General features: G+C 72.8%; 23 protein-coding genes. 22 read left to right on the top strand and 1 reads right to left on the bottom strand.

Going from position 1 to position 26,023, the window contains the following annotated elements:
• The first annotated feature begins 54 nt into the window (after positions 1–54).
• The 8 genes from ACWC24_RS31065 to ACWC24_RS31030 all read left to right on the top strand — a co-directional run bounded on the left by ACWC24_RS31065 (position 55) and on the right by ACWC24_RS31030 (position 8,869).
• Entirely contained in the window at positions 55–1,161 is a 1,107-nt protein-coding gene (locus tag ACWC24_RS31065; RefSeq protein ID WP_450666208.1) for a quinone-dependent dihydroorotate dehydrogenase, read from the top strand.
• Positions 1,158–2,003, top strand: coding sequence for an orotidine-5'-phosphate decarboxylase (gene pyrF / locus ACWC24_RS31060; protein ID WP_450666207.1), 846 nt, complete (start codon positions 1,158–1,160; stop codon positions 2,001–2,003). Before ACWC24_RS31065 ends, pyrF begins: the two co-directional genes overlap by 4 nt.
• 268 nt (positions 2,004–2,271) lie before the next feature.
• Entirely contained in the window at positions 2,272–2,595 is a 324-nt protein-coding gene (locus ACWC24_RS31055; protein WP_003977346.1) for an integration host factor, read from the top strand.
• 60 nt (positions 2,596–2,655) lie between these two features.
• Entirely contained in the window at positions 2,656–3,249 is a 594-nt protein-coding gene (gene gmk / locus ACWC24_RS31050) for a guanylate kinase (RefSeq protein ID WP_450666206.1), read from the top strand.
• Between the two features lie 52 nt (positions 3,250–3,301).
• A complete protein-coding gene (rpoZ, locus tag ACWC24_RS31045) occupies positions 3,302–3,571 on the top strand; it encodes a DNA-directed RNA polymerase subunit omega (RefSeq protein ID WP_030785847.1) in 270 nt (89 codons plus the stop codon).
• 124 nt (positions 3,572–3,695) lie between these two features.
• The gene (gene coaBC / locus ACWC24_RS31040) at positions 3,696–4,898 is read left to right on the top strand and encodes a bifunctional phosphopantothenoylcysteine decarboxylase/phosphopantothenate--cysteine ligase CoaBC (protein ID WP_450666205.1); all 1,203 of its coding nucleotides are present in this window, start codon (positions 3,696–3,698) and stop codon (positions 4,896–4,898) included.
• Between the two features lie 237 nt (positions 4,899–5,135).
• Positions 5,136–6,359 carry a methionine adenosyltransferase gene (gene metK, locus ACWC24_RS31035; RefSeq protein WP_450666204.1) on the top strand — a complete coding sequence of 408 codons (1,224 nt, stop codon included), beginning with the start codon at positions 5,136–5,138 and terminating at the stop codon, positions 6,357–6,359.
• Positions 6,360–6,697: 338 nt separating this feature from the next.
• Positions 6,698–8,869 carry a primosomal protein N' gene (locus tag ACWC24_RS31030; protein WP_450666203.1) on the top strand — a complete coding sequence of 724 codons (2,172 nt, stop codon included), beginning with the start codon at positions 6,698–6,700 and terminating at the stop codon, positions 8,867–8,869.
• Positions 8,870–9,003: 134 nt separating this feature from the next.
• On the opposite strand, the gene ACWC24_RS31025 is transcribed toward ACWC24_RS31030, so the two are convergent.
• Positions 9,004–9,546, bottom strand: a complete 543-nt coding sequence (locus ACWC24_RS31025) for a hypothetical protein (RefSeq protein ID WP_450666202.1) — start codon at positions 9,544–9,546, stop codon at positions 9,004–9,006.
• 353 nt (positions 9,547–9,899) lie between these two features.
• Between ACWC24_RS31025 and fmt the strand changes: the two genes are divergently transcribed.
• The 14 genes from fmt to ACWC24_RS30955 all read left to right on the top strand — a co-directional run bounded on the left by fmt (position 9,900) and on the right by ACWC24_RS30955 (position 25,919).
• The gene (gene fmt / locus ACWC24_RS31020; RefSeq protein WP_450666201.1) at positions 9,900–10,832 is read left to right on the top strand and encodes a methionyl-tRNA formyltransferase; all 933 of its coding nucleotides are present in this window, start codon (positions 9,900–9,902) and stop codon (positions 10,830–10,832) included.
• Between the two features lie 200 nt (positions 10,833–11,032).
• A complete protein-coding gene (locus ACWC24_RS31015) occupies positions 11,033–12,451 on the top strand; it encodes an RsmB/NOP family class I SAM-dependent RNA methyltransferase (RefSeq protein ID WP_450666200.1) in 1,419 nt (472 codons plus the stop codon).
• Positions 12,452–13,036: 585 nt separating this feature from the next.
• Positions 13,037–13,723 (top strand): ribulose-phosphate 3-epimerase, encoded by a 687-nt coding sequence (gene rpe, locus ACWC24_RS31010; protein WP_450666199.1) that lies wholly within the window; start codon positions 13,037–13,039, stop codon positions 13,721–13,723.
• A 78-nt stretch (positions 13,724–13,801) separates the two neighbouring features.
• Positions 13,802–14,845, top strand: coding sequence for a sugar-binding transcriptional regulator (locus tag ACWC24_RS31005; protein WP_384722900.1), 1,044 nt, complete (start codon positions 13,802–13,804; stop codon positions 14,843–14,845).
• 42 nt (positions 14,846–14,887) lie between these two features.
• Positions 14,888–15,058, top strand: coding sequence for a ribonuclease domain-containing protein (locus tag ACWC24_RS31000; protein ID WP_450666221.1), 171 nt, complete (start codon positions 14,888–14,890; stop codon positions 15,056–15,058).
• Positions 15,059–15,072: 14 nt separating this feature from the next.
• The gene (locus tag ACWC24_RS30995) at positions 15,073–15,414 is read left to right on the top strand and encodes a barstar family protein (RefSeq protein ID WP_450666198.1); all 342 of its coding nucleotides are present in this window, start codon (positions 15,073–15,075) and stop codon (positions 15,412–15,414) included.
• Between the two features lie 132 nt (positions 15,415–15,546).
• Positions 15,547–16,989, top strand: a complete 1,443-nt coding sequence (locus ACWC24_RS30990) for a GuaB1 family IMP dehydrogenase-related protein (RefSeq protein ID WP_450666220.1) — start codon at positions 15,547–15,549, stop codon at positions 16,987–16,989.
• Positions 16,990–17,423: 434 nt separating this feature from the next.
• A complete protein-coding gene (locus ACWC24_RS30985) occupies positions 17,424–18,890 on the top strand; it encodes an amino acid permease (RefSeq protein ID WP_450666197.1) in 1,467 nt (488 codons plus the stop codon).
• A 10-nt stretch (positions 18,891–18,900) separates the two neighbouring features.
• Positions 18,901–19,353, top strand: coding sequence for an Lrp/AsnC family transcriptional regulator (locus ACWC24_RS30980; protein ID WP_351148992.1), 453 nt, complete (start codon positions 18,901–18,903; stop codon positions 19,351–19,353).
• 275 nt (positions 19,354–19,628) lie between these two features.
• Positions 19,629–22,274 (top strand): nitrate- and nitrite sensing domain-containing protein, encoded by a 2,646-nt coding sequence (locus ACWC24_RS30975; RefSeq protein WP_450666196.1) that lies wholly within the window; start codon positions 19,629–19,631, stop codon positions 22,272–22,274.
• Positions 22,264–22,701 carry a roadblock/LC7 domain-containing protein gene (locus tag ACWC24_RS30970; RefSeq protein ID WP_450666195.1) on the top strand — a complete coding sequence of 146 codons (438 nt, stop codon included), beginning with the start codon at positions 22,264–22,266 and terminating at the stop codon, positions 22,699–22,701. Before ACWC24_RS30975 ends, ACWC24_RS30970 begins: the two co-directional genes overlap by 11 nt.
• 7 nt (positions 22,702–22,708) lie before the next feature.
• Complete coding sequence (locus ACWC24_RS30965) at positions 22,709–23,089, top strand: DUF742 domain-containing protein (protein ID WP_450666194.1); 381 nt, start codon at positions 22,709–22,711, stop codon at positions 23,087–23,089.
• Between the two features lie 258 nt (positions 23,090–23,347).
• The gene (locus ACWC24_RS30960; RefSeq protein WP_450666193.1) at positions 23,348–24,136 is read left to right on the top strand and encodes a carbon-nitrogen hydrolase family protein; all 789 of its coding nucleotides are present in this window, start codon (positions 23,348–23,350) and stop codon (positions 24,134–24,136) included.
• Positions 24,137–24,206: 70 nt separating this feature from the next.
• Positions 24,207–25,919 carry a flavin monoamine oxidase family protein gene (locus tag ACWC24_RS30955; RefSeq protein WP_450666192.1) on the top strand — a complete coding sequence of 571 codons (1,713 nt, stop codon included), beginning with the start codon at positions 24,207–24,209 and terminating at the stop codon, positions 25,917–25,919.
• Positions 25,920–26,023 lie beyond the last annotated feature (104 nt).

Genomic DNA, 26,023 nt, shown 5'->3' with positions numbered 1-26,023 from the left:
CACGTCATGGCCCCCCACGTCATGAGGGCCCCCGAGGACTCGAGGACTTTCGAGATGTACAAACTCTTCTTCCGTCTGGTCTTCCGGCGCATGGACCCCGAGCAGGCCCACTACCTGGCCTTCCGCTGGATCCGGCTCGCGGCGCGCGTCCCCGTCCTGCGCACCTTCGCGGCCGCCGCGCTCGCGCCCCGCTACAAGGAACTGCGCACCGAGGCCTTCGGGCTGCGGATGCACGGCCCGTTCGGGCTGGCGGCCGGCTTCGACAAGAACGCCGTCGCGATCGACGGCATGTCGATGCTCGGCTTCGACCACATCGAGATCGGCACGGTGACCGGGGAGGCGCAGCCCGGCAACCCCAAGAAGCGGCTGTTCCGCCTGGTCCCGGACCGGGCGCTGATCAACCGCATGGGCTTCAACAACGAGGGCTCGCTCGCGGTCGCGGCCCGGCTGGCCGCGCGGACGACCGTGTTCAGGACCGTCGTGGGCGTGAACATCGGCAAGACCAAGGCCGTCCCGGAGGCGGAGGCCGTCGGCGACTACGTGAAGTCCGCCGAGCGGCTGGCGCCGTACGCCGACTACCTGGTCGTCAACGTCTCCTCCCCGAACACGCCCGGTCTGCGCAACCTCCAGGCCACCGAGGCGCTGCGCCCGCTGCTCGGCGCCGTGCGCGAGGCCGCGGACCGCGTGGTCACCGACCGCCGGGTCCCGCTGCTGGTGAAGATCGCCCCGGACCTCGCCGACGAGGACGTCGACGCCGTCGCCGACCTGGCCGTCGAACTCGGCCTGGACGGGATCATCGCCACCAACACCACCATCGCGCGCGAGGGACTCGGTCTGACCTCGTCGCCCGCACTGGTCCAGGAGACCGGCGGACTGTCCGGCGCGCCGCTGAAGGCCCGCTCGCTGGAGGTGCTGCGCCGCCTCTACGCGCGCGTGGGCGACCGGATCACCCTGGTGGGCGTCGGCGGCATCGAGGACGCCGAGGACGCCTGGCAGCGCATCCTCGCGGGCGCCACCCTGATCCAGGGCTACAGCGCCTTCATCTACGAGGGTCCCTTCTGGGCCCGTGCCGTGCACAAGGGGCTCGCCGCGCGCCTGCGCACCAGCCCGTACCCCACCCTCGCCGACGCGGTCGGCGCGGACGTCAGGAAGGCCGCATGAGCTCTCTGGAACCCTTCGGCGCCCGGCTGCGCCGCGCGATGGACGAGCGCGGGCCGCTGTGCGTGGGCATCGACCCGCACGCCTCCCTGCTCGCCGAGTGGGGCCTGAACGACGACGTGGCCGGTCTGGAGCGGTTCAGCCGCACGGTCGTCGAGGCGACGGCCGACCGGGTCGCCGTCCTGAAGCCGCAGAGCGCGTTCTTCGAGCGCTTCGGCTCCCGCGGGGTGGCCGTGCTGGAGAAGTCGGTCGAGGAGGCGCGGGCGGCCGGCGCGCTGATCGTCATGGACGCCAAGCGCGGGGACATCGGCTCCACCATGGCCGCCTACGCCGAGTCCTTCCTGCACAAGGACGCCCCGCTGTTCTCGGACGCGCTGACCGTCTCGCCCTACCTCGGCTACGGGTCGCTGGCCCCGGCCGTCGCCCTGGCGCGCGAGAACGGCGCGGGCCTGTTCGTACTGGCCCTGACCTCCAACCCGGAGGGCGGCGAGGTGCAGCACGCGGTGCGCGCGGACGGCCGCTCGGTCGGCGCGACGATGCTGGCCCACCTGGCGGCCGAGAACGCGGGCGAGGAGCCGCTGGGGTCCTTCGGGGCGGTCGTCGGAGCCACGCTGGGCGACCTGTCGTCGTACGACCTCGACATCCACGGTCCGCTCCTCGCGCCCGGCATCGGGGCCCAGGGCGCGACGCCGGCCGACCTTCCCGGGGTGTTCGGCGCGGCGGTGCGCAACGTCGTGCCCAACGTCAGCAGGGGCGTGCTGCGGCACGGTCCCGACGTCGGCGCGCTGCGGGCCGCCGCGGACCGGTTCGCGCGGGAGATCGAGGCGGCGGTGACGGCCGTCTGAGGCACTCGGAGGCCGCCGCCGACCGCCTTCCAGGCCGACTTGAGGCTGGATACATCCTCAAATCCAGGGCTATATGTCTGAAATGTCCAGTCCTGATGGAGGCTGACCAGGACTTTTCCTCTGTTCTCGCTGACTCCGGCGGACTTGGCCGCTAGTCTCCGAGCAGAGTGAACGGGCGCAGCGTGTTGCTCGTAACTCCCTAGGTGTGGGGCGACTAGGTTCCTCACCGGTCCGTATCCGACAGTTCGACATCCGAGGTGACGTAGGCGTGGCTCTTCCGCCCCTTACCCCCGAACAGCGCGCAGCCGCGCTCGAAAAGGCCGCCGCGGCTCGCCGGGAGCGGGCCGAGGTCAAGAATCGACTCAAGCACTCCGGCGCCTCCCTTCACGAGGTCATCAAGCAGGGTCAGGAAAACGACGTCATCGGCAAGATGAAGGTTTCCGCCCTGCTGGAGTCCCTGCCGGGCGTGGGCAAGGTCCGCGCCAAGCAGATCATGGAGCGACTCGGCATCTCCGAGAGCCGCCGCGTGCGTGGCCTCGGGTCCAACCAGATCGCCTCCCTTGAGCGCGAGTTCGGCAGCACCGGCTCCTGAGTGCCGGGTGGTCCGGGACTGACGTTCCGGGCACCCCGGGATTGCTGGAATAATCGCTGCATGGCTGCAACATTCCGGGGGACGACCCCCGAGCCCCCGGACGTACGTCCGCGGCTGACCGTGCTCTCCGGCCCCTCCGGGGTCGGTAAGAGCACGGTCGTCGCCCATATGCGCAAGGAACATCCCGAGGTGTGGCTGTCGGTGTCGGCGACGACCCGCAAGCCCCGCCCCGGGGAGAAGCACGGAGTCCACTACTTCTTCGTCGGCGACGACGAGATGGACAAGCTGATCGCCAACGGTGAGCTGCTGGAGTGGGCCGAGTTCGCGGGCAACCGCTACGGCACGCCTCGCGCGGCCGTGCTCGAGCACCTGGAGTCCGGGGTCCCGGTCCTCCTGGAGATCGACCTCCAGGGCGCCCGGCAGGTCCGTGAGTCCATGCCCGAGGCCCAGCTGGTGTTCCTGGCCCCGCCCTCCTGGGACGAGCTGGTGCGCCGGCTCACCGGCCGCGGCACCGAGCCGCCCGAGGTCATCGAGCGCCGCCTGGAGGCGGCGAAGATCGAACTCGCCGCCGAACCGGAGTTCGACGAGACCCTGGTCAACACCTCTGTCAAGGACGTGGCGCGAGAGCTGCTAGTCTTGATGGATGTCGTGTGATCACGAGCCTGTGACCATGACGGATCTTTTCCCGACCATCGGAAGGTAGAGCGTGTCCTCTTCCATCTCCGCGCCCGAGGGCATCATCAACCCGCCGATCGACGAGCTTCTCGAGGCCACGGACTCGAAGTACAGCCTCGTGATCTACGCGGCCAAGCGGGCCCGCCAGATCAACGCGTACTACTCGCAGCTCGGCGAGGGCCTGCTCGAGTACGTCGGTCCGCTCGTCGACACCCACGTCCACGAGAAGCCGCTCTCGATCAGCCTTCGCGAGATCAACGCGGGACTGCTGACGTCCGAGGCCATTGAGGGTCCGGCGTAAGTAGTATTTCCAGCTTACGGTTGGTTTTTCCACAGGCCCGGCAGCGCGACTGCCGGGCCTGTGGTGTGTGATGGAGGCGTGCGCCCGTCGCCCGGCGCACGCGAGCGAGCGGAGGGGAGCGACGGTGGACAAGCCGAAGGTCGTACTGGGGGTCAGCGGTGGCATCGCCGCCTACAAGGCCTGCGAGCTGCTGAGAAGGCTGACGGAGTCGGGGCACGACGTCCGTGTCGTGCCCACCGCCTCCGCGCTGCACTTCGTCGGCGCCGCGACCTGGTCCGCGCTCTCCGGCCACCCCGTCTCCACCGAGGTCTGGGACGACGTCGACCAGGTCCCGCACGTACGCATCGGCCAGCACGCCGACCTGGTGGTCGTCGCCCCCGCCACCGCCGACATGCTCGCCAAGGCCGCCCACGGACTCGCGGACGACCTGCTCACGAACACGCTCCTCACCGCGCGCTGCCCCGTGGTCTTCGCCCCCGCCATGCACACGGAGATGTGGGAGCACCCGGCCACCCAGGAGAACGTGGCCACGCTGCGCCGCCGGGGCGCGGTCGTCATCGAGCCGGCCGTGGGCCGTCTCACCGGCGTCGACACCGGCAAGGGCCGACTGCCCGACCCGGCCGAGATCTTCGAGGTCTGCCGCCGGGTGCTCGCCCGCGGCGCCGCGCGGCCGGATCTCGCCGGTCGTCATGTCGTCGTCAGCGCCGGCGGCACACGCGAACCCCTCGACCCGGTGCGCTTCCTCGGCAACCGCTCCTCCGGCAAGCAGGGCTACGCCCTCGCCCGCACGGCCGCGGCCCGCGGCGCCCGGGTCACCCTGGTCGCCGCGAACACCGGCCTGCCCGACCCGGCCGGTGTGGACGTCGTCCAGGTCGGCACGGCCGTCCAGCTGCGCGAGGCCGTGCTCAAGGCGGCCCCGGACGCGGACGCGGTCGTGATGGCCGCCGCGGTGGCCGACTTCCGGCCCTCGGCCTACGCGAGCGGAAAGATCAAGAAGAAGGACGGCCAGGAACCGGAGCCCATCGTCCTCGTACGGAATCCGGACATCCTCGCGGAGATCTCCGCCGACCGCGCCCGGCCCGGCCAGGTGGTCGTCGGCTTCGCCGCCGAGACCGACGACGTCCTCGCCAACGGCCGCACCAAGCTGCGCCGCAAGGGCTGTGACCTGCTCGTGGTGAACGAGGTGGGGGAGCGCAAGACCTTCGGATCCGAGGAGAACGAGGCCGTGGTACTGGGTGCCGACGGAACCGAGACGGCCGTACCGTACGGCCCGAAAGAGGCTCTGGCCGAAACCGTGTGGGACCTTGTGGCGCAACGCCTGGGGTGAATGTTTCCCTCGGCGCGGGGATCACGCCAGTCCCGGACTTTCGGGCGTGGCGCCCCTGGCCAAGCTCGAGCGGCATTGGGCAGAATGCCCCGTGCCGCAGGTCACAGCCCTTCCGAGAGGCGAGACAGTGGGGCCATGACCGAGCGCGACCGATAAACTGTTCTCGGACGGGATCAGGCGCAGCCCTGTCCGTCCGCCAATGATCAGCCAGCAGCCGCTGCAACCCCAGGGAGCGTTGTGTCCCGTCGCCTGTTCACTTCGGAGTCTGTGACCGAGGGTCACCCCGACAAGATCGCTGACCAGATCAGCGACACCATTCTCGACGCGCTTCTGCGCGAGGACCCGACCTCCCGGGTCGCGGTCGAGACCCTGATCACCACCGGTCTGGTGCACGTGGCCGGAGAGGTCACCACCAAGGCCTACGCGCCGATCCCGCAGCTCGTGCGCGAGAAGATCCTCGAGATCGGCTACGACTCCTCGAAGAAGGGCTTCGACGGCGCCTCCTGCGGCGTCTCGGTGTCGATCGGTTCGCAGTCCCCGGACATCGCGCAGGGCGTCGACACGGCTTACGAGTCCCGGGTCGAGGGTGCCTCCCGAAAGGGAGAAGGGGACGAGCTCGACAAGCAGGGCGCCGGCGACCAGGGCCTGATGTTCGGCTACGCCAGCGACGAGACGCCGACCCTGATGCCGCTGCCGATCTTCCTGGCGCACCGCCTGTCGAAGCGGCTGTCCGAGGTCCGCAAGAACGGCGCCATCCCCTACCTGCGCCCCGACGGCAAGACCCAGGTCACCATCGAGTACGACGGCGACAAGGCGGTCCGCCTGGACACGGTCGTCGTCTCCTCCCAGCACGCCAGCGACATCGACCTGGACTCGCTGCTGACCCCGGACATCCGCGAGTTCGTCGTGGAGCCGGAGCTCAAGGCCCTCCTCGACGACGGCATCAAGCTGGAGACCGAGGGCTACCGCCTGCTGGTCAACCCCACCGGCCGCTTCGAGATCGGCGGCCCGATGGGCGACGCCGGCCTCACCGGCCGCAAGATCATCATCGACACCTACGGAGGCTTCGCCCGCCACGGCGGCGGCGCCTTCTCCGGCAAGGACCCGTCCAAGGTCGACCGCTCGGCCGCCTACGCGATGCGCTGGGTCGCCAAGAACGTCGTCGCCGCGGGCCTCGCCTCCCGCTGCGAGGTCCAGGTCGCCTACGCCATCGGCAAGGCCGAGCCCGTCGGTCTCTTCGTCGAGACCTTCGGCACCCACAAGGTCGAGCCGGAGAAGATCGAGAAGGCGATCGACGAGGTCTTCGACCTGCGTCCGGCCGCCATCATCCGCGACCTCGACCTGCTGCGCCCGATCTACGCCCAGACGGCCGCCTACGGTCACTTCGGCCGTGAGCTGCCCGACTTCACCTGGGAGCGCACGGACCGCGTGGACGCGCTGAAGGAGGCCGCGGGCCTGTAGGCCCCGCCTCCGGTGCCCGGTACGGGCCCGGCTCTCCCCCAGGGGAGGTCCGGGCCCGTCCTGTGCTTGCGGAGCGGGACTGCTCGCCGCCGATGGCCCGAGCCGTCGGGTCTGCCTCCGGCCCGGGCTGTGCGGGGCGGAAATCAGTGGCCGCGGGGGGCGCCGGGCCCCTACGGTGACGACTCTCCCGGTGCGAAGGCCGCGGTTACTTCGATGGAGTGCGCCCCCAGGGCGTGCGGTGAAGTCAGGCAGGTGTTGCCGCTGCCGTGCTGATCTCGGGGGCTCTCGGTGATCACCGACGACGCCGGTTGTCAGTCGCGTTTGGTAAGAATGCAAGCGTGAGCAGCGAGAACCGGACCGGGGAGGGCGGCGCGGAGGGCGCGCCGCCCGAACAGCTCGCGCTCATCCGGGCGAGCGTGCGCGAGGCCAAGGTGCCGCGGGCCAAGCCCCGGACCTGGCGGGGGGCCGCCCTGGCCAAGGAGCTGCCCGTCGCCCGGGTGCTCGTCGACAAGGGCGTGCTGCACCTCGACCGCTACTTCGACTACGCCGTCCCCGAGGAACTCGACGCGGACGCGCAGCCCGGCGTGCGGGTGCGGGTCCGTTTCGGCGCCGGACGGCACCGGGTGCGTGACGGCCGCCGCGAGGGCGGAGGCCTCATCGACGGGTTCCTGGTGGAGCGCCGGGCCGAGTCCGACTACTCCGGGCCGCTGGCCGCGCTCGCCCAGGTCGTGTCGCCCGAGCCCGTACTCGGCGAGGAACTGCTGGCGCTGGCGCGGGCCGTCGCCGACCGGTACGCCGGGAGCCTCGCCGACGTGCTCCAGCTCGCCGTGCCGCCGCGCAGCGCCCGGGCCGAGCAACGCCCCTCGCCCGAGCCCCTGCCTCCCCCCGAAGCGCCCGGGACGGGGTCCTGGGCGCGGTACGAGCAGGGGGCCGCGTTCCTTGGGGCGCTGGCCTCGGGAGGCGCGCCGCGCGCCGTGTGGAACGCCCTGCCGGGGCCCGGGTGGAGCGAGGAACTGGCGCGCGCCGTCGCGGCGACCCTCGCCTCCGGACGCGGGGCGCTCGTCGTCGTGCCCGACGGGCGCGCCGCCTCCCGGGTCGACGCCGCGCTGACGGCGCTGCTGGGCGAGGGACGGCACGCGCTGCTGACCGCCGACGCCGGACCCGAGAAGCGCTACCGGCAGTGGCTCGCGGTGCGCCGGGGATCGGTGCGGGCCGTGGTCGGCACCCGGGCCGCGATGTTCGCACCGGTACGCGACCTCGGCCTCGTCGCCCTCTGGGACGACGGCGACGACAGCCACAGCGAACCGCACGCGCCCCAGCCGCACGCCCGCGAGGTGCTCCTGCTGCGCGCGGCCCTGGACGGGTGCGCCTTCCTGCTGGGCAGCCGGGACTGCACCGTGGAGGCGGCGCAGCTCGTCGAGAGCGGCTGGGCCCGGCCGCTGGTCGCCGGGCGCGATCAGGTACGGCGCGCCGCGCCTCTCGTACGGACCGTCGGGGACCTGGATCTGGCCCGGGACGAGGCGGCGCGGGCCGCCCGGCTGCCGAGCCTCGCCTGGCAGACGGCCAGGGAGGGCCTGCGGCACGGGCCGGTGCTGGTCCAGGTGCCCCGGCGCGGGTACGTGCCGCGGATGGCCTGCGCGCAGTGCCGCGCCCCCGCCCGCTGCCGGCACTGCGCCGGGCCGCTGGAGGCACGGGACGGCGGTGCGCTGTGGTGCGGCTGGTGCGGCCGTGAGGAATCCGCCTGGCACTGTCCGGAGTGCGGTTCGTTCCGGCTGCGCGCCCAGGTCGTGGGCGCCCGGCGCACCGCGGAGGAGCTGGGACGGGCGTTTCCGGCGGTGCCGGTGCGGACCTCGGGCCGCGAGCACGTCCTGGACACCGTGCCGGGGACGCCCGCGCTGGTGGTGAGCACACCGGGCGCCGAGCCCGTCGCCGAGGGCGGTTACGCGGCCGCCCTGCTGCTGGACGGCTGGGCCATGCTCGGCCGGCCCGATCTGCGGGCCGGGGAGGACGCTCTGCGCCGGTGGATCGCGGCGGCCTCGCTCGTACGGCCGCAGAGCGTCGGCGGGACCGTGGTGGTCGTCGCCGAGCCGACCCTGCGCCCGGTGCAGGCGCTGGTGCGGTGGGATCCCGTCGGTCATGCGGTGCGCGAGCTCGCCGAGCGGGCCGAACTGGGCTTCCCGCCGGTCTCGCGGATGGCGGCCGTGTCGGGTCGGCCGGAGGCGGTCGCCGCGTTCCTCGACTCGGTGCGACTGCCCCCGGACGCCGAGGTGCTCGGGCCCGTGCCCGTCCCCGGCACGGCACCGGGCCGCCCGCGGCGGCCGGGGGCGCCGCCGCCGGGGGAGCACTGGGAGCGCGCGCTGGTCCGGGTGCCGCCGGGGAGCGGTGGCGCGATGGCCGCCGCCCTGAAGGCGGCGCAGGCCGCTCGGATGGCCCGGGGCGCGGGCGGCGGCGCGGCCGGGGCGGCGGGCGAACCGGTACGGGTACGGATCGACCCGCCGGACATCGGCTGACGCGGACATCGGCCGCCCCCGGGCGCGCCGGACGGTGACATACGGCTGCCCTCCCGGGGCTGGCCGGGAGGGCAGGGAAGGCGGAGAAGGCGGAGAAGGCGGAGAAGGCGGAGAGGACGGGGGACGAAGGTGTGTCAGCCGTTGCGGGGGGCGGGGAAGACGGTCGGTCTGACCTCGTCGCGCAGGGTGGGGCTGCCCGCCGTCGGCTGGGTGGGCATGGAACGGGCCGCGGGCACCGTGGACACCGCGGGGATGGCGGTGCCGACGTTGACCGCGCGGTTGTCCGACGTCTCCGTGATCTGCTCCGACTCGGCGGCCGCCTGGGCCGCGGCGCGACGGGCGCCGTAACGCCGGTGCACCGCCTGCTTGGTGACACCGAGAGCGGAGCCCACCGCGTCCCAGGAGAAACCGAGCGAGCGGTCGAAGTCGACCGCGGCCGTCACCAGGGTCTCGACGCTGTCCCGCAGTTCCTGGGCCAGCCGGACCGTCGGGGCGGGGGCGCGTCCGTACACCACGAAGCCCGTGGAGGGGCCGGAGCGGCGCGGACGGTAGACGTTGCCCAACTGCGCCGTGAGCGTGCGGAGCGCGTCCACCTGGCGGCGGACCCGCTCGATGTCCCGTACCAGCAAGTGCAGGCTGGCCCGGGCCTGGGCGTCGTTGGTTGCGTGGTCGGCCATGAACAAGCCTCTCGAACCGGCGTTGAAAGGAACTGGGCCGCTGGACGGCCCGCTGTGGTCAACTCTTTCTTGACCAACGCGTGTGAGCGCCGCTGGTCACGGTATGGGGGCGTATGGGCATCCGCGTACGCCCCCGGTGCGGACGTGCGCGGGGCGTCCGCGCGAGGGGCGGACGCGCACGGTGTCGCCGTCGGCCAAGGCTCTGTTCGTCACCTTGCGGCCGTGACCGCGCAGGACGCGGCGTCGGCGGGCGGGTGCCGCCTCCGGGGCCATGGACCGGCGGGTGCCGTCCCCATGGTCATAGACTTGTGCGCTGCCGTTGCCCATCCCGCCCGAGAGGCCCGATCCCACCCATGAAGCTCGTCTTCGCCGGTACCCCCGAGGTCGCCGTTCCCGCCCTGGACGCCCTGCTCGCCTCCGGGCGGCACGAGGTGGCCGCCGTCGTCACGCGCCCGGACGCACCGGCCGGGCGCGGTCGCAGGCTGGTCGCGTCCCCCGTGGCCCAGCGTGCGGAGGAGGCCGGGATCGAGGTGCTGAAGCCCGCGAAGCCGCGCGACCCGGAGTTCCAGGAGCGGCTGCGGGAGATCGCCCCCGACTGCTGCCCCGTCGTCGCCTACGGCGCCCTGCTGCCCAAGTCGGCCCTGGAGATCCCGGTCCACGGCTGGGTCAACCTGCACTTCTCGCTGCTGCCCGCCTGGCGCGGGGCCGCGCCCGTGCAGCACTCCATCATGGCCGGGGACGAGATCACGGGCGCCTCCACCTTCCTCATCGAGGAGGGGCTCGACTCCGGGCCGGTCTACGGCACCGTCACCGAGGAGATCCGGCCCACCGACACCAGCGGCGACCTGCTGACCCGGCTCGCCTTCGCCGGTGCCGGGCTGCTCGCCGCGACCATGGACGGGGTCGAGGACGGCAGCCTGAGGGCCGTGCCGCAGCCGGGCGAGGGCATCACGGTCGCCCCGAAGATCACCGTGGAGGACGCCCAGGTGGACTGGGCCACCCCGGCGCTGCGGGTGGACCGGGTCGTCCGCGGCTGCACCCCGGCGCCCGGCGCCTGGACCACCTTCCGCGGCGAGCGGCTGAAACTCGTCCACGTCACCCCCCTGCCGGGGCGGACCGACCTCGCCCCGGGCGTCCTGGACGTCGCCAAGAACAACGTCTACGTCGGCACCGGTTCGTACGCGGTCGAGCTGCTCTGGGTGCAGGCCCAGGGCAAGAAGCCGATGCGGGCGGCGGACTGGGCGCGGGGCGCGCGGATCGGCCACGGGGAGAGCCTCGGGAGGTAGGGCCTTCCGCTCGCATCGCATCGCATCGCGTCGTATCGCATCGGCTTCGCCCGGGGCGGCTTTCCGGCCGCTCCGAGCGGGGTGCGGTGCGTGCGGCCGCGGGGCGGAGGAGCTCCGGCGGGGGTCCGGGCACGGGTGCCGGGCCTGCCGGGACGTACGCTTGGGGCGTATCCCCATCTAACCTCCGGAGCACCTTTTTCGTGAGCGATACCTCCCGTCGGCCCCGCAAGCCGGGCAAGCCTTACCGACGACCCCAGAAGGATCCCGTCCGCATGCTCGCCTTCGAGGCGCTGCGAGCCGTGGACGAGCGGGACGCGTACGCCAACCTCGTACTGCCGCCGCTGCTGCGCAAGGCGCGGGAGAAGGGCGACTTCGACGGACGGGACGCCGCCCTGGCCACCGAGCTGGTGTACGGGACGCTGCGGCGGCAGGGGACGTACGACGCGGTCATCGCCGCCTGCGTCGACCGGCCGCTGCGCGAGGTGGACCCGCCGGTCCTCGACGTGCTGAGCCTCGGCGCGCACCAGCTGCTCGGGACCCGGATCCCGAGCCACGCCGCCGTCTCCGCCTCCGTGGAACTCGCCCGGGTCGTGCTCGGCGACGGGCGGGCCAAGTTCGTCAACGCCGTGCTCCGGAAGATCGCGCAGCACGACCTCGACACCTGGCTCGAGCAGATCGCGCCGCCCTACGACGACGACCCCGAGGAGCACCTCGCCGTGGTGCACGCGCACCCGCGCTGGGTCGTCTCCGCGCTGTGGGACTCGCTGGGCGGCGGCCGGGCGGGCATCGAGGACCTGCTGGAGGCCGACAACGAGCGACCCGAGGTGACGCTGGTGGCCCGGCCGGGCAGGGTCGGCACGGAGGAGCTGCTGGCGGAGGAGGCCGCGGTACCTGGGCGCTGGTCGCCGTACGCCGTACGGCTCACCGAGGGCGGCGAGCCCGGCGCCATCCAGGCCGTGAAGGACGGCCGGGCCGGGGTGCAGGACGAAGGCAGTCAGCTCGTCGCGCTCGCGCTCGCCAACGTGCCGGTCGAGGGGACGGACGAGCGGTGGCTCGACGGGTGTGCCGGGCCGGGCGGCAAGGCCGCGCTGCTGGCCGCCCTCGCCGCCGAGCGCGGCGCGACACTGCTCGCCTCCGAGAAGCAGCCGCACCGGGCCGGGCTCGTGGCGAAGGCCCTGGCCGGCAATCCCGGGCCCTACCAGGTCATCACGGCCGACGGGACCCGGCCGCCGTGGCGGCCCGGCGTCTTCGACCGGGTGCTGATGGACGTGCCGTGCACCGGCCTCGGCGCTCTGCGCCGACGGCCCGAGGCGCGCTGGCGGCGCCGTCCGGACGACCTCGACGCGTTCGCTCCGCTCCAGCGCGGGCTGCTGCGTACGGCCCTGGAGTCGGTGCGGGTCGGCGGTGTGGTCGGCTACGCCACCTGCTCGCCGCACCTCGCCGAGACCCGGGCCGTAGTCGCTGATGTGCTCAAGCAGTTCCCGGACGCCGACCTGATCGACGCCCGGCCCTTCCTGCCGGGCGTACCGGCGCTGGGCGACGGCCCCGACGTACAGCTGTGGCCACATCTGCACGGCACCGACGCGATGTACCTGGCGCTCATCCGCCGCACGGCCTGACCGCCGCACCGGGCGCCCCGGCCCACCCGGCCCGGGGCGCCTGCCCGGCCTGCCGCCCGCCTGGCGCGCCGGCTGTGGGGACGGGACCTCCCCGCACTCGCCGGGCCCCTGCCGGGCTCCGGTCCGCCTGCCTGGCGCGTCTGTCCGGTCCGTCTGCCCGGTCCGCCTGGCGTGCCGGGCGTGCGGACCTCCTCGGACTTGCCGGGCCCCTGCCCGGCCTGCCTGCCTGCCCGTCTGCCTGCCCGTCTGCCTGCCCGGCGCGCTCGCCTGGTGCCCCCGACGTGTCCGGCCCCCGGCCGGCCCGTATGTTCGGGCCACCTGTCCTGCCCGCCCGGCCCGTCTGCCGGGCACATCCGGCACGCCGAGTGCGGGGATCTCCCCCGGGCCCGCCGAGCCCTGCCGGGACCCCGCCGGGATCCGGTCGCGGGGCTGCCCGCCGACCGGCCGAGGGCGGTCAGCGATCTGCCGGAGACGGCACCGCGCCCCCGCCGGAGGCGGCGTCGCGCCGCTGCCGGAGGGGGTCTCCGGGGAGGCGTCGGCCGTACCGGGGCGAACAACCGGGCGAGGACGTGGCAGTCTTGGGGCATGGCCGCACAGATCAGCCCCAGCATCCTCTCCGCCGACTTCGCCCGCCTCGCGGACGAGGCCCGGGCGGTGGACGGAGCCGACTGGCTCCACGTCGACGTCATGGACAACCACTTCGTCCCGAACCTCACGCTCGGTGTGCCGGTCGTGGAGTCGTTGGCGCGTGCGACGGACACCCCGCTGGACTGCCATCTGATGATCGAGGCCCCCGACCGGTGGGCACCGCAGTACGTCGAGGCGGGCGCCTCCTCCGTCACCTTCCATGTCGAGGCGGCCGCCGCGCCGGTGCGACTCGCCCGGGAGATCCGCGCCAAGGGCGCCCGCGCCTCGATGGCGCTCAAGCCCGCGACGCCCATCGAGCCGTACGAGGACCTGCTGCCCGAGCTCGACATGCTGCTGATCATGACGGTGGAGCCGGGCTTCGGCGGTCAGGCCTTCCTCGACATCATGCTGCCGAAGATCCGCCGCACCCGTGAGCTGATCGCCAAGCACGGGCTGGAACTCTGGCTGCAGGTCGACGGCGGGGTGTCGGCCGAGACGATCGAGCGGTGCGCGGAGGCGGGCGCCGACGTCTTCGTCGCCGGATCGGCGGTGTACGGGGCGTCCGACCCGGCCGAGGCGGTACGTGCACTGCGCACCCGGGCGGACGAGGCCACGGCCAAGGCCTCCTGGGCGTGCAGCCACTGAACGACGGGAACGTGAACGGCGGCCGGCAAGGCTGATCAAGTGCACCGGATCTGCAAGGATGAACGGTGAATCCAGAGTGTGAACAGCAGTGAGGAGATCGCCGTGTCGGGTATGTCGGCGGGCCGGTCAGCCGTGCGGATGGGACCCGCTGAGCTGGTGCAGGCGGCGGCCATGGCCCGCCGCTTCTATCTCGAGGGAAAGTCCAAGATCCAGATCGCCGAGGAGTTCGGCGTAAGCCGCTTCAAGGTGGCCCGGGTCCTGGAGACGGCCCTCGAACGGGATCTCGTACGTATCGAGATCCGTGTGCCGGCCGAACTGGACGCCGAGCGCTCCGACGCGCTCCGTGCCCGGTACGGCCTCAGGCACGCCGTCGTGGTCGAGTCCCCGGCGGAGGCCGAGGAGACGCCCGACCCCGAGAACCTGGGCGAGGTCGCGGCCGACCTGCTCGGCGAACTCGTCAACGAGGGGGACGTTCTCGGACTGGCCTGGGGCCGGTCCACGATCCACATGGCGGCTGCGCTCGACCGGCTGCCGCCGTGCACCGTGGTGCAGTTGACGGGCGTGTACGACGCCGGGACCGCCGAGCGCGGATCGGTGGAGGCGGTGCGCCGCGCCGCGCAGGTGTCGGGCGGCGACGCCCACCCGATCTACGCGCCGATGCTGCTGCCGGACGCGGCCACCGCGGCCGCGCTGCGCAACCAGACCGGGATCGCCCGCGCCTTCGAGTACTTCGACAAGGTCACGGTCGCCTGCGTCTCCATCGGCTCCTGGGAGCCGGGCATCTCGACGGTGCACGACATGCTCAGCGACGAGGAGCGGGCGCACTACGCCTCGCTCGGCGTCGCCGCCGAGATGTCCGCGCACCTCTTCGACACCGAGGGCCGTCGGGTCGGCCGCGACCTGGGCGAGCGGTGCATCACCGTGAAGGCGGACCAGCTCCGCCGGATCCCCGAGGTCGTCGCGATCGCGGGCGGGCAGCGCAAGGCGTCCGCCATCGACGCGGTGCTGCGCTCCGGACTCGTCACCAGCCTGGTGACGGACACGTCCGCGGCGGACTACCTGATGACGGCGGGACCGACACCGCGCTCCGCGCTCAACCGCGCGGACCCCGACGGGCCCTGACGGGACCCGGCGCCGGACCGTGAGGGGACCGGCCGTGACAGCATCGGGGCATGCTGTCGCGGCACGTCCCCCGGGCGCGAGCGTGGGCACGGAGGGGGTCACCGCCACGAATGCACCGTCAGGACGCCGGGCTCGCGCGATCGCGACGCCCGGCGCCTTGTCACCGGGCGGGGCGGCGCGTTCTACTACACCGGCGATCACTCCAACTCGTAGCGGACGGTGCTGAGATGACAGAGGACCCGGCGCGCGACCCGTTCGGCGGACACGTCGTCCCGCTGGACCTCGACGGCGTCACGGACAAGGCCGGGCTGATGGACCGCTGCGCCCGCGCGCTCGACCTCCCCGAGTGGTTCGGGCGCAACTGGGACGCCCTCGCGGACAGCCTGTCCGACCTCTCCGTCTGGCCCGAGGAGGCTGCGGGCCGGGGGCTCGTGATCGTCGTCCGTGGCTGGCGGGCGTACGCCGAGGCGCGTCCGGGGGAGTGGGGGACCGCCCAGGACGTCTTCGCCCAGGCGATGGACGCACAGCCGGCGCTCTCCGTGCTGCTCGCCCTTGGAGGTTCCTCCTAGAGCACCGCTGACCAGCCTGGATGTTCTGTCGGGGGACGATCGGGTGCGGGCCGTGGGAGAATGAAGTACGTGCTCATTCCCCCTGGCTGACCTGTCCGGGGGCCGCCTCTGATCGACTGGGATGTGCAGCACGTGCGTTTCCTCAACGACATCCAGCCCCCGTACGACCTGACGTACGACGACGTCTTCATGGTGCCGAGCCGCAGCGCCGTGGGCTCGCGGCAGGGTGTGGACCTCAGTTCACCGGACGGCACGGGAACCACGATCCCGCTGGTCGTCGCCAACATGACCGCGATCGCCGGCCGTCGCATGGCCGAGACGGTGGCCCGGCGCGGCGGACTCGTGGTCATCCCGCAGGACATCCCGATCGACGTCGTCGCCGATGTCGTCTCCTGGGTCAAGAGCCGCCACCTGGTGCTCGACACCCCGATCGTGCTGGAGTCGCACCAGACCGTCGCCGACGCGCTCGCGCTGCTGCCCAAGCGGGCGCACAACGCGGGCGTCGTCGTGGACGGGGACGGTCGTCCGGTCGGCGTCGTCACCGACGCGGATCTCACCGGCGTGGACCGCTTCACCCAGCTCGGCGAGGTGATGTCCCGGGACCTGCTGCTGCTCGACGCGGACATCGACCCGCGCGAGGCCTTCAACCGCCTCGACGCGGCCAACCGGCGCTACGCCCCGGCCGTGGACGCGGACGGCAGGCTCGCCGGCATCCTCACCCGCAAGGGCGCCCTGCGCGCCACGCTCTACACGCCCGCCACCGACGAGCAGGGCCGGCTGCGCATCGCCGCCGCCGTCGGCATCAACGGCGATGTCGCGGGCAAGGCCAAGCAGCTGCTGGACGCGGGCGTCGACACCCTCGTCATCGACACCGCGCACGGCCACCAGGAGTCGATGATCAGCGCGATCCGGACCGTCCGCGGGCTCGACCCGCACGTGCCGATCGCCGCCGGCAACATCGTCGCCGCCGAGGGCGTGCGGGACCTGATCGAGGCGGGCGCCGACATCATCAAGGTCGGTGTCGGACCCGGCGCCATGTGCACCACCCGGATGATGACCGGCGTCGGCCGGCCGCAGTTCTCCGCCGTGCTGGAGTGCGCCGCCGAAGCCAAGAAGTACGGCAAGCACGTGTGGGCCGACGGCGGTGTCCGCCACCCCCGCGACGTGGCGATGGCCCTCGCGGCGGGTGCGTCCAACGTGATGATCGGCTCCTGGTTCGCGGGCACCTACGAGTCCCCGGGCGACCTCCAGCAGGACGCGAGCGGCCGTCTCTACAAGGAGTCGTTCGGCATGGCGTCCGCGCGCGCCGTGCGCAACCGCACCTCGGACGAGTCGGCCTACGACCGCGCCCGCAAGGCGCTGTTCGAGGAGGGCATCTCCACCTCCCGCATGTTCCTCGACCCGGCCCGTCCGGGCGTCGAGGACCTGATCGACTCGGTCATCGCGGGCGTCCGCTCCTCCTGCACCTACGCCGGCGCGGGCTCCCTGGAGGAGTTCGCCGAGAAGGCCGTCGTCGGCATCCAGAGCGCCGCGGGCTACGCCGAGGGCAAGCCGCTGCACGCCAGCTGGAGCTGACCCCGCACTCCGTACGGAGCGGCCCCCGTCCCCCCGGCACCGGGAGGGCGGGGGCCGTCCGCGTTCCCGGACGGCTCGGTGGGCGGCCCCGGTGACGTTCCGGGCGGGCGGCCCCGCGTACGGCCTGGCGAACGCCCGCCCGGCCGGGGTCCCGCCGGAGTGACTCCCGGGGCCTGCCGCCGCCCTCCGGCCCCGTCGATCGGGCCCGATCGACGCGATCGAAGGATGCCGTGCAACGAACGCCCGCAGGGCCGCGATCAACGCAACGTTCTTGCCCGGACGCGCAAGGTTGCTGCATTACGGCAGTGACGTCCCGGCTCATAGGGTCGAGCGCTGTACAAGGCGTGGCGGGGACCCCGCTCGGTGGGTTCCCGCTCGTGCGGGAGTGCCGCCGGTCCCTGTCGCCCTCACCGTAGCGACGAAGGAGTCAGCGCGTGCTCGATCAAGGCGCACCCCCGCACGACCGCACCGAGCCAGTTCCCGCGTCCCCGGGCCTCGGCGCGCGTCTGATGCGGCGCAAGCCCGTGGAACGCCTGGTCGCCGAGGGTGGCCAGGGCGACGGAGGGGCTCTTCGCCGGTCTCTCGGGCTGTGGCAGCTCACCATGATCAGCATCGGTGCCACGCTGGGCACCGGCATCTTCGTCGTGCTCGGCGAGGCCGTCCCCAAGGCCGGTCCGGCCGTCACCCTGTCCTTCGTGATCGCCGGCCTCACGGCGCTCTTCTCGGCCCTGTCCTACGCCGAGCTGGCCGGCACCATCCCGGTCGCCGGGTCCTCGTACTCGTACGCGTACGCGACGATGGGCGAACTGATCGCCTGGATCTGCGGCTGGTGCCTGGTCCTCGAATACGGCGTGTCGGTCGCCGCGGTGGCCGTCGGCTGGGGCGAGTACCTCAACGAGCTGCTCGACGGCACCATCGGGGTGACCATCCCGGACGCCCTGTCCGCGCCGCCCGGCGACGGCGGGATCTTCAACCTGCCCGCACTGATCGTGGTCCTGCTGGCCATGGCCTTCCTGCTCGGCGGCGCCCGCGAGTCGGCCCGCGCCAACACGGTGATGGTCGCCGTGAAGATCGCCGCACTGGTGCTGTTCTGCGCCATCGGCGTCCAGGGCTTCCGCTCCGGGAACTACGAGCACTTCATGCCGCTGGGCATGGCCGGGGTCAGCGCGGCGGGCGCGACGCTCTTCTTCTCGTACATAGGCTTCGACGCCGCCTCCACCGCCGGCGAGGAAGCGAAGAACGCGCAGCGCGACCTGCCCCGCGCGATCATGCTCTCGCTCGTCATCGTGACGGCGCTCTACGTCCTCGTGGCCGCGGTGGCGGTCGGAGCCAAGCCCTGGCAGCGGTTCAACGACTCGGAGGCCGCGCTCGCCCAGATCATGCGGGACGTGACCGGCCAGAGCTTCTGGGGCACCCTGCTCGCCGCCTGCGCCGTCATCGCCATCGCGAGCGTCGTGCTGACCGTTCTGTACGGCCAGACCCGCATCCTGTTCGCCATGTCCCGGGACGGTCTCGCGCCCAAGGTGTTCGGCCGGGTCCACCCGAAGACCGGCACGCCGCGCGCCAACACGGTGATCGTCTCCCTGTTCTGCGGCGTCCTGGCCGCCGCCGTTCCGCTGGGCCAGCTCGCCGACGCGACCAGCATCGGCACGCTGTTCGCCTTCGCGTTGGTCAACATCGCCGTCGTGGTGCTGCGCCGGACCCGCCCGGAGATGCCGCGCACCTTCCGGGTGCCGCTGTCGCCGCTGATGCCCGCCCTGGGCTTCGGCTTCTGCGTCTGGATGATGGGCAGTCTCGCCACCGTCACCTGGGTGGTCTTCGGAGTCTGGATGGCGGTCGGCCTCGTGTTCTACTTCGTGTACGGCTACCGCCGCTCCCGACTCGCGACCGCAGAGAAGTGATCCACCCGCAGTGCTGAACGATCTCGACGAACGCATCGTGCACGCCCTCGCCGAGGACGCCCGCCGCTCCTACGCGGACATCGGGCAGCTGGTCGGCCTGTCCGCACCGGCGGTGAAGCGGCGTGTGGACCGGCTGCGTGCCACCGGCGCCATCACCGGTTTCACCGTACGGGTGGACCCGGCCGCGCTCGGCTGGGAGACCGAGGGGTTCGTCGAGATCTACTGCCGGCGCAACACCTCGCCGGAGACGATCCAGCGCGGCCTGGAGCGCTACCAGGAGGTCGTGGCCGCGTCCACCGTCACCGGGGACGCGGACGCGGTGGTCCAGGTCTTCGCCTCCGACATGCGCCACTTCGAGCGGGTGCTGGAGCGGATCGCGGGGGAGCCGTTCGTGGAGCGGACGAAGTCCGTGCTGGTGCTGTCACCGCTGCTGCGCCGCTTCTCCTCGGGCTCGCCGACCTGACCGCGACCTGACCGGGGCCTGACCGGGCCCGGGCGCCCGTGGACCACCGCCGCACCCCGGCCCGGCATGGCGCAAAACGGCTGCCCTCGGACCGGGCGGCGACCGGGACCCGCTTCGCCGTACCCTCGCCGAAGTGACCCGGAGTTACCTTTGGTAACCATTGCGAGGCGGCCAGGCATCCCGTAGTTTGAGCGCCGCCAGCTACCAGCCGGTAACAGCGTGTCGCAGCCACCCTGCGCCTTCCGCCCGAACCGTACCGCCGCCCAGGGGAGTCCATGCGCTGGCCCATCGGCCGTCCCACCACCGTACGCGCGCGCATCGTGGCCCTCGCGCTCGCTCCCGTCCTCGCCCTGATGACGCTGTGGTCCTTCGCCATGGTGTCGGTCACCGGCGAACTGCGTGCCCTGATCCGCCTCCAGGGGGTGTACGAGGACTTCGGCACGCCCGTCGACACCGCGGTCGGGCAGATCCAGATCGAGCGCCGGCTCTCGGCCGCCTACCTGGGCGGCGGCCACCGGACGGCCGCCGCGGTGGAGTTGATGACGCAGCAGCGGCGCACCGACCGCGCCGTCGAGGCGATGCGCGAGGCGATCGGGAACGGCGACCGCGGCCGGCTCTCCGCCCGGCAGCGCGAGGCCCTGGACGCCATGGTGGCCTCCGTGGGCGGTCTGGAGCGGCTGCGCGAGCGCGTGCTGTCCCGGGACGTCTCCTGGGACGGGGCGGTGACCGCCTACGACACGCTCCTGGAGCCCGGCTTCGACGTCCCGTCCGCGCTCACCGCGCTCCAGGCGGGACAGCTGGCGCGCGAGGCGCAGACCGTCGTGGAGCTCGTCCGGGTGCGGGAGTTCGTCTCGCGCGAGGACGCGCTGGTCGCCGGGGCGCGGGCCGCGGGCCGGCTGACCGACGGCCAGTACGACATGCTGACGGCGACCATCGAGGACCGCCGGGTCTTCGAGCGGACCTATGTGCCCGACCTGCCGGCCGACTCCCGGGCGCTGTTCGAGCAGTTCCAGCGCGAGGACCTGCACCGGCAGCTCACGAAGAGCGAGGACGCCCTGCTGCGGGCCGGAGCGGGCGGCGCGGCGCGGGCCGTCGCGGCCGACTCCTGGCGCACCACCACCGACCGGGCCGTCAAGCGCTACATGCAGCTGTGCACCCGGGCCGCGGAGAACTCCGCCGCGCGCGGACGGGAGTTCGCCTACGGCGAGCTGACCCGCGCCGCCGTCGTGGCCGTGCTGGGTCTCGCCGCCGTGTCCCTGTCGCTGTGGTTCGCGGTGCGCGGCGCCCGGCGCATCTCGCGTCGCCTGGAGCTGCTGCGGGACGCGGCCGACCTGCTGGCCACCCGCCAACTCCCCTCCGTGATGAGCCGGTTGAGTGCAGGTGAGGACGTCGACGCGGCGGCCGAGGCGCCGCCCCTGTCGGACGGCGAGAAGGCCGCCGACGAGATCGGCGACGTCGGCCGGTCCTTCAACTCCGCCCGGCTCGCGGCCGTCGAGGCCGCCGTGCAGCAGGCCACCCTGCGGCGCGGGCTGTTCGCGGTACTGCTCAACATCGCCCGCCGCAACCAGGCGCTGGTGCACCGGCAGTTGAAGCTCGTCGACACGCTGGAGCGGCGGACGGACGATCCGGACATCCTCCAGGAGCTGTTCCGGATCGACCACCTCACCACCCGTATGAGACGGCACGCGGAGAGCCTGATCATCCTCTCCGGCGCCGCCCCCGGCCGCAGATGGCGCAGCCCGGTCCCGGTCGCCGACGTGGTCTCCGCCGCGGTCAGCGAGATCGAGGACTACACGCGCGTGGTCGTCCCGTCGATGGAGCGGATCGGCATCGCCGCGGACGCCGTGGCCGACGTGGTCCACCTGATCGCCGAACTCCTCGAGAACGCCGCGGTGTTCTCCCCGCCGCAGACCCAGGTCACCCTGCGCACCGGGCAGGCCCGCGGCGGCTTCGTCCTGGAGATTGACGACCGCGGCCTGGGCCTCGACCCGGAGCAGGCGGAACAGGCCCGGCGCACCCTCACCCGCCCCGACGAGTTCGACCCGACCCGGCACGACCGCCTCGGCCTGTACGTGGTCAGCAGGCTCGCCGCCCGTCAGGGCATCGAGGTCACGCTGTGCCGGTCCCCGTACGGCGGGACCACGGCGGTGGTACTGCTGCCGGAGTCGCTGCTCGCGGCGGTGGAGCCGACGGGGTCCGGCGCGGCGGAGAGCGGCCACGGAGAGCGGGCCGCGGTGGAGTCCGGCGCCGGAGGGCCGGTCGCCGTCGCGGCCGTCGCCCCGCAGACCGGGTCCGTGCCGCCGCTGCGTCCGCTGCCCACCCGCTCCCGGCCCGCGCTTCCCGAGTCCGCCGCGCCCGAAGCCGACCTCGAACCCGAACCGGGCCTCGCACCCGAGCCGGGTCTCGAACCGGGACCGGGCCTCGAACCGGAACCGGGCCTCGCACCCGAACCGGGCCGCGAACCGGAAGCCGAACCCGGGTCCGTCCCCGCGTCGACCGCGCCCGCGTCGGCCGCGCCCGGTGTCGCCGTGCTGCCCACCCGGGTCCGGCAGGCGGCCCTCGCCCCCGAGCTGCGCCAGGAGCCCCCGCGGGCCCCCGCCGGGGCGTCCGGGCGCGAGGTGAGCGCCGAGGACATGCGGGCGATCTTCGGCTCCTTCCAGCGCGGGCTGGACCGCGGACGCAGGGGCGTCGAGCCCGGCCAGGGGGACGCCCCCGCACCCGGAGAGCCCACCGGCGCCGGGCACTCCCGGACCGACGACGGCCCGACGGACCACGGGCACCCTGGCACCGTCGACGACCGGACCGGCCGCACGCCGCATGCCCGCACCGCCGGTGAGCGAACCGCACGCACCCCTCAGGCCCACACCGCCGGTGAGCGAGCCGACACGGACGAAAGGAGGGACGCCGAAGATGCGCCCTGACAACACCGTCGAACAGCCCGGTACGGACCTCGGCTGGCTGCTCGACGACCTGGTGGCCCGGACCGACCACGTCCGTCAGGCGGTCCTGCTCACCGCCGACGGCCTGCCGCTGTGCTGCTCGGAGGGGATCGAACGGCGCGACATCGAGCATCTGGCCGCCGTCTGCTCCGGGTTCCACAGCCTGGCCTGCTCGGCGGGCGAGCGGTTCGCCGCGGGCCAGGTACGACAGACCATGGTCATGCTCGACGACGCCTATCTCTTCATCACCCCGGCGGGCAACGGCAGCCGTCTCGCGGTGCTCAGCGAGGCGGAGACCGACGTCGGTCAGCTCGCCCACGAGATGGAACTGCTCGTCCGCCGGGTCGGCCGGCATCTGGACGCCGCCGTACGCGAGGCCGCCGCACCCGCCGGTCCGGCCGGCGCCTGATCCCCTGGTGGCAGACGACGACCACTGGTACGAGGACGAGACCGGGCCGATGGTCCGGCCGTACGCCGTGACACACGGCCGGACCCGGCCCTCCGGCGGACCCGTCATCGACTTGATGTCCCAGGTCACGGCCCTGTGGCCGGAGGACGGCGGCCCGGCGCTCGACCACGCCCGCTCCTCCCTGCTCGACCTGGTGCGCCGTGGGCCGCGGCCGGTGGTCGAGCTCGCGGCCGACGCCGATCTGCCGCTGACCGTCGTACGCGTGCTGCTCGGCGACCTGGTCGCGGCCGGTGTGGTGCGGGTCGACGAGCCGCGGCCGCTCGTGGCGGGCCCGGCCACCGACCCCGAGCTGCTGCGCGAGATCGCGGACCGCCTGCGCGAGCTGTGAGCGACGCCCCGGAGTCGCGAGCGGGGCGTGGTGACCGAGGTGGGTGAGCCCGCTCCCGTGTCGCATCACACACTCCGGGGCAGGACATCTGCCCCGCCCGGAGCTGCGAGCGGGCCCGCGCAACGAATCGCCGCCCACCCCGGGTGCGACGCAACGAACCGCTCACCGGCGCGCAACGGCTCCTTCTTGTCCGGCCCGTTCCGCCGCCCGTACCGTCTACGTGACCCCGAACCCCCTCCGTACCGGTGAGGAACACGCATGCGCACCGCCCTGCTCCAGAGCTCCGGCCGCCCCGGTTCCGTCGTCGAGAACCTCAAGGTCCTCGACGAGGCCGCGGGCCGTGCCGCCGCCGCGGGCGCCGCGCTGCTGGTCACCCCGGAGATGTTCCTGACCGGGTACGCGATCGGCGACGACATCGGCCGCCTGGCCGAGCCCGCCGACGGCGCCTGCGCCGACGAGATCGCCGAGATCGTCGGCCGGCACGGCCTCGCGGTCGCCTACGGATACCCCGAGCGCGACGGCGAGGCCGTCTTCAACTCCGCCCAGCTGATCTCCGCCGACGGCACCCGCCTCGCGAACTACCGCAAGACCCACCTCTTCGGCTGCTTCGAGCACGAGCACTTCGTCCCGGGCGGAACGCCGGTCGTCCAGGCCGAGCTGAACGGTCTGCGGGTCGGCATCATGATCTGCTACGACGTCGAGTTCCCGGAGAACGTCCGCGCCCACGCCCTGGCCGGCACCGACCTCCTGGTGGTGCCGACGGCGCAGATGCACCCGTACCAGTTCGTCGCCGATTCCGTGGTGCCGGTGCGCGCCTTCGAGAACCAGATGTACGTCGCCTACGTCAACCGGGTCGGCCACGAAGGGGAGTTCGAGTTCGTCGGACTGTCCACGCTGGCCGGTCCCGACGGGGTCGCCCGTACCCGCGGCGGCCGCGCCGACGAACTGCTGCTCGCCGACGTGGACCCCGCCTTCCTCGCCGCGTCCCGCGAGACGAACCCGTATCTGAAGGACCGCCGCCCCGGCCTCTACGGATCCCTCGTCTGACCCCGCCGCACCCCTCCAGCCCTCCCCGCTCCCCCTTCCCCATGTTTTTCGCGCAAGGAGTCCGCACCCCATGACGTCCACCGTGCCCAACGCCGTCGAGCACGCAGACGAGCAGCAGCTGCCGATCACCATGTTCGGCCCGGACTTCCCGTACGCGTACGACGACTTCCTCGCCCACCCGGCGGGCCTCGGCCAGATACCCGCGACCGAGCACGGCGCGGAGGTCGCCGTCATCGGCGGCGGCCTGTCCGGTGTGGTGGCCGCGTACGAGCTGATGAAGATGGGCCTCAAGCCCGTCGTGTACGAGGCCGACCGGATCGGCGGCCGGCTGCGGACCGTGGGCTTCGAGGGCTGCGACCCCTCCCTGACCGCGGAGATGGGCGCGATGCGCTTCCCGCCGTCCTCCACGGCGCTCCAGCACTACATCGACCTGGTGGGGCTCGAGACCCGGCCCTTCCCCAACCCCCTCGCCGAGGCGACCCCGTCGACCGTCGTCGACCTCAAGGGCGAGTCGCACTACGCGACCAGCGTCGACGACCTGCCGCAGGTCTACCGCGACGTGATGAACGCCTGGAACGCCTGCCTGGAGGACGGCGCCGACTTCTCCGACATGAACCAGGCCATGCGCGAGCGCGACGTACCGCGCATCCGCGAGATCTGGGCCCGGCTCGTCGAGAAGCTCGACAACCAGACCTTCTACGGCTTCCTCTGCGACTCCGAGTCCTTCAAGTCCTTCCGGCACCGCGAGATCTTCGGCCAGGTCGGCTTCGGCACCGGCGGCTGGGACACCGACTTCCCCAACTCCATCCTGGAGATCCTGCGGGTCGTCTACACCGAGGCCGACGACCACCACCGCGGCATCGTCGGCGGCTCCCAGCAGCTTCCGCAGCGCCTGTGGGAGCGCGAGCCGCAGAAGATCGTCCACTGGCCGTACGGCACCTCGCTGAAGTCGCTGCACACGGACGGCGAGCCGAAGCCGGCCGTGACCCGGCTGCACCGCACCGCGGGCAACCAGATCACCGTGACGGACGCGAACGGCGACATCCGCACCTACCGGGCGGCCGTCTTCACCGCCCAGTCCTGGATGCTGCTGTCGAAGATCGCCTGCGACGACTCGCTCTTCCCGATCGACCACTGGACGGCGATCGAGCGCACCCACTACATGGAGTCCAGCAAGCTCTTCGTGCCCGTGGACCGGCCGTTCTGGCTGGACAAGGCCGTCGACGACAGGGGAAATCCCACCGGCCGGGACGTCATGTCGATGACGCTCACCGACCGGATGACCCGCGGCACCTACCTGCTGGACGACGGCCCGGACAAGCCCGCCGTCATCTGCCTGTCGTACACGTGGTGCGACGACAGCCTGAAGTGGCTGCCGCTGTCCGCGAACGAGCGGATGGAGGTCATGCTGAAGTCGCTCGGCGAGATCTACCCGACGGTCGACATCCGCAAGCACATCATCGGCAACCCGGTGACCGTCTCCTGGGAGAACGAGCCCTACTTCATGGGCGCGTTCAAGGCCAACCTGCCCGGTCACTACCGTTACCAGCGGCGCCTGTTCACCCACTTCATGCAGGAGTCGCTGCCCGAGGACAAGCGCGGCATCTTCCTCGCGGGCGACGACATCTCCTGGACGGCGGGCTGGGCCGAGGGCGCGATCCAGACCGCGCTGAACGCGGTCTGGGGCGTCATGCACCACTTCGGCGGCACGACCGACGCGACCAACCCGGGCCCGGGTGACGTCTACGCCGACATCGCCCCCGTGGAACTCCCGGAGGACTGACCCCAGCGGGCCGGAGCCGCCCGAACGACGGACACCAGCCGACGCGGGATGGTCTCGGGCGGTGGGCAACGGCGGGCCGGCCGACGCGAGCCGGACCCGGGCGG

This window comes from Streptomyces sp. NPDC001443 (genome assembly GCF_053597355.1).
The sequence above is the reverse complement of the archived record's forward strand: the minus strand, read 5'-3'. Positions and strand labels throughout refer to the sequence as shown.

Coding starts and splice junctions, on each gene's coding strand:
- ACWC24_RS31065 (WP_450666208.1), top strand. CDS start 55: ATGTACAAACTCTTCTTCCGTCTGGTCTTCCGGCGCATGGACCCCGAG.
- pyrF (WP_450666207.1), top strand. CDS start 1,158: ATGAGCTCTCTGGAACCCTTCGGCGCCCGGCTGCGCCGCGCGATGGAC.
- gmk (WP_450666206.1), top strand. CDS start 2,656: ATGGCTGCAACATTCCGGGGGACGACCCCCGAGCCCCCGGACGTACGT.
- ACWC24_RS31025 (WP_450666202.1), bottom strand. CDS start 9,546: ATGGCCGACCACGCAACCAACGACGCCCAGGCCCGGGCCAGCCTGCAC.
- fmt (WP_450666201.1), top strand. CDS start 9,900: ATGAAGCTCGTCTTCGCCGGTACCCCCGAGGTCGCCGTTCCCGCCCTG.
- rpe (WP_450666199.1), top strand. CDS start 13,037: ATGGCCGCACAGATCAGCCCCAGCATCCTCTCCGCCGACTTCGCCCGC.
- ACWC24_RS30995 (WP_450666198.1), top strand. CDS start 15,073: ATGACAGAGGACCCGGCGCGCGACCCGTTCGGCGGACACGTCGTCCCG.
- ACWC24_RS30975 (WP_450666196.1), top strand. CDS start 19,629: ATGCGCTGGCCCATCGGCCGTCCCACCACCGTACGCGCGCGCATCGTG.
- ACWC24_RS30970 (WP_450666195.1), top strand. CDS start 22,264: ATGCGCCCTGACAACACCGTCGAACAGCCCGGTACGGACCTCGGCTGG.
- ACWC24_RS30960 (WP_450666193.1), top strand. CDS start 23,348: ATGCGCACCGCCCTGCTCCAGAGCTCCGGCCGCCCCGGTTCCGTCGTC.
- ACWC24_RS30955 (WP_450666192.1), top strand. CDS start 24,207: ATGACGTCCACCGTGCCCAACGCCGTCGAGCACGCAGACGAGCAGCAG.